Here is a 5,983-nt window from a genome sequence, read left to right as displayed (position 1 = left end):
ATCCAGCGCGTCAACCGCATGAGCGTCGACATCGCACTCGCCATGCTCGGCCTCGGTCACGCAGACCTCGCTAACTTCAACAAAGTCGCGTGACGGAGGCGGCGCGGTTGGAACACGGATCGGTTCGGGACAGGCGTCACGCCGGAACCGCGGGCGGTCCCGCCACGCGGTTCACCGCTCGGAACCCGCTCCAGCCGCGTCATCGCTCGCTTCCGCCACGACGCGGCGCCAGAGGACAAGCCAATGGGCAATAACGCGCTCAAGACCGCCGCCAAGGGTTCCGTCAATACGCTGAACGCGCTCAGGCGGCGCTTCGCGCCGCGGCGCGTCTTTCTCTACGCGCCGGATGCCGGCCCGGATGTCGCCGATCTCGAACAGCGGATCCGCTTCTATTTCGGCGACGACATCCGCATCACGCATCTCAAGAGCCCCGCGCCGACCTGGCTCCTCGCCCACGGCCCCGTCCTCACCTTCCGCCCGAAGGATGCGCCGCCCGTCCCGCTGTTCCAGCAGGCGCTCGGCGTCTTCGACGTCAACTTCCGGACCAACTCGATCGAGGCCTGGAACTGGTTCGACGCCGAAGTGTTCCTGAACGGCTCGCCCGACCCGGCGGTGAGCCGGCGGAACTATGACGCATGGAAGCGCAGGGTCCTCGCCGAGGGCCATCGGCAGGCGACGATCTTCGGCACAGGGCCGTCGCTGGCGAGGGCCATCGAGCGCGACTGGTCGCAGGATATCCGTCTCGTCTGCAACACCATCGTCCGCGACGCAGAGCTGTGGCACCACATCGCGCCGCACGCCGTCGTCGCCGGCGACGGGCTCTATCATTACGGGCCGACGGAGTTCGCCCGCACCTTCCGAGCGGATCTGCTGAAGCGCCTGCGGGAATCGCCGGACACGGTGTTCATCTATCCCGATCTCTTCCATTCGCTGGTCGCGCGGGAAATCCAGATCGAACCCGAACGCCTCATCCCGATCCGGCGCGGCACCGCGCATACGGTACATGCGACGCTCAAGGATGATTTCGCCCTGCCCGCGCTCGGCAATGTCCTCAATCAGCTTTTGCTTCCGATCGCCTGCGACCTGTCGAAATCCGTCCGGCTCTGGGGCTTCGACGGCCGCGCGCCGAGTGACGTCCTGTTCTGGTCGAACTCGAACAAGCACTCCTATCCGGAGCTGATGCACACGCTGAGGGAACATCACCCGGCCTTCTTCGATCACTTCGTGCCGGCGCATGATCCGGAAAGCTATGTCCGCGCGGTGCACGGGGATGTGCTGGAGCATTGCCTGTCGCAGGCCGAACAGCAGGGCTGGCATTTCGAGATGCTGCACAAATCCTGGACGCCGACCCTGTCGCGACGGCTGGCGCCGGACGTGGAGCCAGCGCAATGAGGCTTGCGGTCGTCTATGGCGAGACGCCGGCCCCGCCCAATCACGGCGGACGCCTGGATGTCTACCAGCGGCTCCTCGCCCTCAAGGAGGCCGGCGCGCAGATCAGTCTCGTCTGCTGGCGCAACCCGAAGGCGGGCGAGACGGAGGACGGCATCCGCGCTTCGCTGAAGGACCTCGTGGACGAGGTGCATGTCTTCGACATCACCACGCATTTCGAGCGGCCCTGGCTGCTGCTGCGCTATCCCGGCTGGGTATCGCGCCGCGCCCTCGCGCCGGCCGATCTCAACCGCCTCGTCGGCGCGATGCGCGCGTTCGCGCCGGATGCGATCCTCATTGACGGCCTGCCGAGCGCGGTCGCGGGCCTTCAGCTGGCTGGCGCCTTGAAGCAGCGCTATTTCTTCCGCTCGGCCAATCGCGAATTCAAATATGTGAGCGACCAGTACCGCCTCAATACCAATTGGCGCGGGCGGCTGCGCAGCGCGCTGGACATGACGGGCCTCGAGCGTTTCGAGCGCGGCGTCATCGGCGGCTCGGTCAAGTATTACGACTGCTCGCAGATCGATCTCGCCTACTGGACATCCGAGGGCTATCCGAACGGCGCCTGGCTGCCGCCGGTCCTCGACCGGCACCACGCGGCGCGGCTCAGCGATGTCGCTGACTGGCGACCGAGCTACGATGTCGGCTATCTCGGCAATCTCGTGAACCTCAACAATGTCCAGGGCGTGCTGTGGTTCGTCGAGACCGTCGTGCCGATCCTCCGCTCGGCCGAGCCGGGGCTGCGCATCCGGATCGCCGGATCGCGGCCTGTCGACCCGGTGATCGAGGCGTGCCGGAAAGCGGGCGTCGATCTGCTCGCCAATCCCCCGCAGGCGGCCGATGTGCTCCGCGACTGCCGCGTTCTGGTCAATCCCGTGTTCCAGGGCAGCGGTGTCAATCTGAAGTCCATCGAGATGCTGCATACGCCCGCGGGGCTCGTGTCGACGACCGTGGGCGTCACCGGCATGCCGCAGGAATCCTTCGGGCATTTCGAGATCGCGGATACGCCGGAGGCGTTCGCGCGCGGCATTCTGGCCAAGCTCGCCATCGGGCTCGACGGTCTGGCGGCGCAGTCGCGCGACCGGGCGGCGGCGCGGAGCCTCTTCGCGCCGGAATTCACGGCGTCGATGCTTCGCGACATGACTCCGGATAGGATGCCCTAAGCGAGGATAGCCGCCGGGAGCGATGACGAGCGCACGGACCGCCCAATAGACGGAAACGACAGAGCCAATGCCGACAGGGACCAGAACCAAGGAAACGACAGCCGCGACCTCGCTGCTGGTCGTGCTCTATCTGGCGCTGGGACCGACATGGCGCGCGCTGCCGGGCGTGCCGCTCGGCTTTCCGCCGGCTCTCTTCATCGACGCGTTCACGATCTTCTATCTCGCCATCTGCGCGATGCGGATCTCGAACATCCGGCGGCCGAATCCGAGCCAGGAAGCCCGCGCCTCGCAGGAGAGGCTGCTGATCTTCCTGGCCGTCGCCTTCTTCATCATCCAGTTCCTGATGATCCTGCGCGGACCCGGCAGCATAACGATCGTCGCCAAGACGCGACTCGCAACGTCGTTCATGACGTCGTTCGCGCTGCTCTCGATGATCTTCTATATCCAGAACGCGAAGAACGGCCTCGAGCGGGCCGTCAGCCTGTTCCTGATCTCGCTGCCAATCTATCTGGCGATCAATATCGCCCTCTGGGCGCTGCGGCTCGATGCCGGATCGTCGCTCAGCGGCGCCATCATCTACAACGTCAACACGACCTTGCAGCTGTTCGGCATCTATCAGGCCCGTCTCTCGGTTCTGCCCAGCATCACCTCGCCGAATTCGATCGGGGCTATCGCGGGGATCTCGATCGTCGCCAGCATCCATTATCTGCAGTCGCACCGGCGCTCGCTCTTCGCTTGGGCGCTCCTCGGCTGCGGCCTCTATGCGTCGATCATGTCGGAGACGCGCCTCTCGATCCTCGCCACGCTGATCTGCGTCGCGCTCTATCTGACCAGCAGCCGCAAGACGCTCTATTTCGTCAGCACGACGCTGCTTCTCGGCGGTGCGTTCGTCTCGATCTTCATGCCGGCGATCGTGTCGCTGCTGGATTCCATCGGCATCGGCGACATCGCCGTGCGCGACAGTTCACTGGGCGTGGCGACCGGCCGGCAGTTCATCTGGATCGCGGCGACGCAGAACATCGTCTCCCCCGACCTCATTCTCGGCTATGGCTATTTCGGACAGGTCACCTCAGGTCTGGTGAACGACTTCCTGTTCGTGTTCGGCGAACAGAACCTGACGCCGAGCCTGCACAATACCTATCTGCAATATATCTATGACTCCGGCTATATCGGTTTCATTCTCTACGTGTCGCTTTTCTTCGTGACGCTACGCATCCTGAAGACGGCAGACATCATCAGCGATCAGCTGATCAGGAGCATCTTCGCCTGCCTGCTGTTCATTCTGATCATGTCGTTCGGCGAGGTCGTGGGGACGGTCTATCACCCCGAGATCTTCTATTTCCTCGGCGGCGTGCTCGGACTGTCAGTCGTGCTGGCTAAATTCCGCATGAAGCAGGCGCCGTCCCCCGTGCGGGAGCGTCCCGTGTCCGCACGTCACGAAATGCGGTTGCCGCCGCTCGGCCATCGCTCCTGAGCCGGCACGACATCCGCCGGCGGGCCGCCCCATAAGGACGCTCCGTCAGACGCGGTGCATTTCGGCGATGGCGCAGGTGATGTGATAGAGGCTCGACGCCGGAGCGGGCTCGTCGAGGAACGTGCCGTCCTCGGCCATGCGCTCGTTCCAGCTGCCGATCACGTCCTCGGCCAGGTATTTCTGCAGCCCTCGAGCCGCGATTGCCGCCTTTTCAAGCGCGGCATCCCGCTCCGTCTCGCTGCGGGCAATCGCGGCGAGCGCGATCCAGGCCTTGATGCGCTCCGTCTGCGGCCAGAGCCGCGCCCGGCGATCCTTGACAGTCAGATCGTCCCAGAGTTCGTTCATGGCAACGCCGCGCTCGGCATCGACGCCATATTCCTCGCCGATCTCGATCAGCCGCCGCGCCGCGTCGATGGCCTCCGGGCAATCCGCGATCATGCCCCAGCGGATCAGCAGCCAGGCCCATTCGAACTGATGCCCCGGCTCGACGATCCGTCCGAGTTCGCCCGGCATGGGCTGCCAGTCACCATCATAGAATTCCAAGATCGCGCCGGTCGCCGAATGACGGAAGCGACCGAGGCAGAGCGCGCCGACCTCGTCGGCGAGCGCCCGCCAGGCGGGATCGTCATCGACCTCCATCCAGGCCAGCGCCGCCTCGAACATATGCATATGCGGGTTGGCCTTGAGCGGTAGCGTCCGCGGCTGGCTTTCCTCGAAACCACCAGCCGGATGGCGCCATCCCTCCGCGATCCGCGTTCGGATGCCATGCGCCATGGCGGTCAGCGCCACACGGTCGGCACGCTGCGCCGCCGCCGTCGCGAGGCCGAACAGCGCGAAGGCCTGATCATAGAGATCGAACCGCTCGTCGACGACAATACCGCCCGGTTTCGACACGGCGATGGCCCGCCCGCCGTCGCCGAGGCAATGGGCGCTGAAATAGGCGAGCCCGTGCTCGACGAGTTCATCCGCCGGACCGGACCAGCCGAGCGCGCCGGCCGTCGAGAACACATAGAGCTGGCGCCCGACCACGCGGGTGCGCCGCGGCTCCTCGATCGCGTCGCCGGTGCGCGCGATCTTCTCGTGAAAGCCGCCGCCGACGCGGTCGGTGCCCACACCGGCCCAGAGCGGCAGCGCCTTGTCGAACAGCCAGTCGGTCAGCTCGGCGCGCACCGCGAGGAAGTCGGCCTTGGTCGAAACGGTCATGCGTCGCTCCCTGCATCCCTGGCGGACGCGGTAGCGAGAAATGGTGTCCGAGTCAGCAGGAAATCGAGGAGATTCCCACCCTCGAAATGGCATCCCGTGATCCCGGCCCGGCGCGCGGCTTCGATGTCGCCCTCGCGGTCGCCGATGAGGAAGCTGCGCGCGGCGTCCACCGGCCAGTGGCGCATCAGATCGAGCAGCATGCCGGGCGCGGGCTTGCGCCAATCGGAGTCGCGCCGATAGGCGGCAATCGTCGCCTCCGGGTGGAACGGACAGAAGCGGATGTCGTCAAGGCGGGCGTCATGCGCCGCCAGCTCCCGCTGCACATGATCCATGAGGGCGTGAAAATCGTCCTCGCTATAATAGCCGCGACCGATGCCGCTCTGGTTCGTGACGACGAACGTCAAATAGCCCGCCTCGTTGGCGGCGCGGATCGCATCCCGCGCGCCGGGGATCCATTCGAATGCGTCGATCCGGCCGACATAGCCATAATCATGGTTCAGCACGCCGTCGCGGTCGAAGAAGATGGCCGGACGGTTCATGGCGTCCAGCGGGTCGACAGCACGACCGGGCCGCTCAGTCCCGCTCATCCATCCTCCCCCGGCCTGCCGACGGAAGCATAGCGGAAGCCGTGGCGGGCGATTTCCTCGCGGCGGTAGACATTGCGGAGGTCAATCAGCACCGGCGTGGTCATCAGCCGGCGGAGACGCGCGAAGTC

Annotated in this window: 5 protein-coding genes; 3 read left to right on the top strand and 2 right to left on the bottom strand. The window is 65.6% G+C overall.

Annotated elements, in window-relative coordinates; all coding sequences use genetic code 11:
- Window positions 1-243 precede the first annotated feature (243 nt).
- The 3 genes from GGR25_RS24500 (at window position 244) to GGR25_RS24490 (ending at window position 4,065) form a co-directional block, all read left to right on the top strand.
- Complete coding sequence (locus tag GGR25_RS24500) at window positions 244-1,392, top strand: hypothetical protein (protein WP_183401540.1); 1,149 nt, start codon at window positions 244-246, stop codon at window positions 1,390-1,392.
- Entirely contained in the window at window positions 1,389-2,591 is a 1,203-nt protein-coding gene (locus tag GGR25_RS24495; protein ID WP_183401539.1) for a glycosyltransferase, read from the top strand. Before GGR25_RS24500 ends, GGR25_RS24495 begins: the two co-directional genes overlap by 4 nt.
- A gap of 67 nt (window positions 2,592-2,658) precedes the next feature.
- Window positions 2,659-4,065, top strand: a complete 1,407-nt coding sequence (locus GGR25_RS24490) for an O-antigen ligase family protein (protein WP_183401538.1) — start codon at window positions 2,659-2,661, stop codon at window positions 4,063-4,065.
- Window positions 4,066-4,110: 45 nt separating this feature from the next.
- Here GGR25_RS24490 and GGR25_RS24485 read toward each other — a convergent pair whose 3' ends face one another.
- Together GGR25_RS24485 and GGR25_RS24480 are read right to left on the bottom strand one after the other, a co-directional pair.
- A complete protein-coding gene (locus GGR25_RS24485) occupies window positions 4,111-5,268 on the bottom strand; it encodes an AGE family epimerase/isomerase (RefSeq protein ID WP_183401537.1) in 1,158 nt (385 codons plus the stop codon).
- The gene (locus tag GGR25_RS24480) at window positions 5,265-5,855 is read right to left on the bottom strand and encodes a D-glycero-alpha-D-manno-heptose-1,7-bisphosphate 7-phosphatase (RefSeq protein ID WP_183401536.1); all 591 of its coding nucleotides are present in this window, start codon (window positions 5,853-5,855) and stop codon (window positions 5,265-5,267) included. Before GGR25_RS24480 ends, GGR25_RS24485 begins: the two co-directional genes overlap by 4 nt.
- Between the last annotated feature and the right edge of the window lie 128 nt (window positions 5,856-5,983).

Source organism: Kaistia hirudinis, from assembly GCF_014196455.1.
GTDB lineage: Bacteria > Pseudomonadota > Alphaproteobacteria > Rhizobiales > Kaistiaceae > Kaistia > Kaistia hirudinis.
This window is presented reverse-complemented; position numbering and strand designations above follow the sequence as displayed.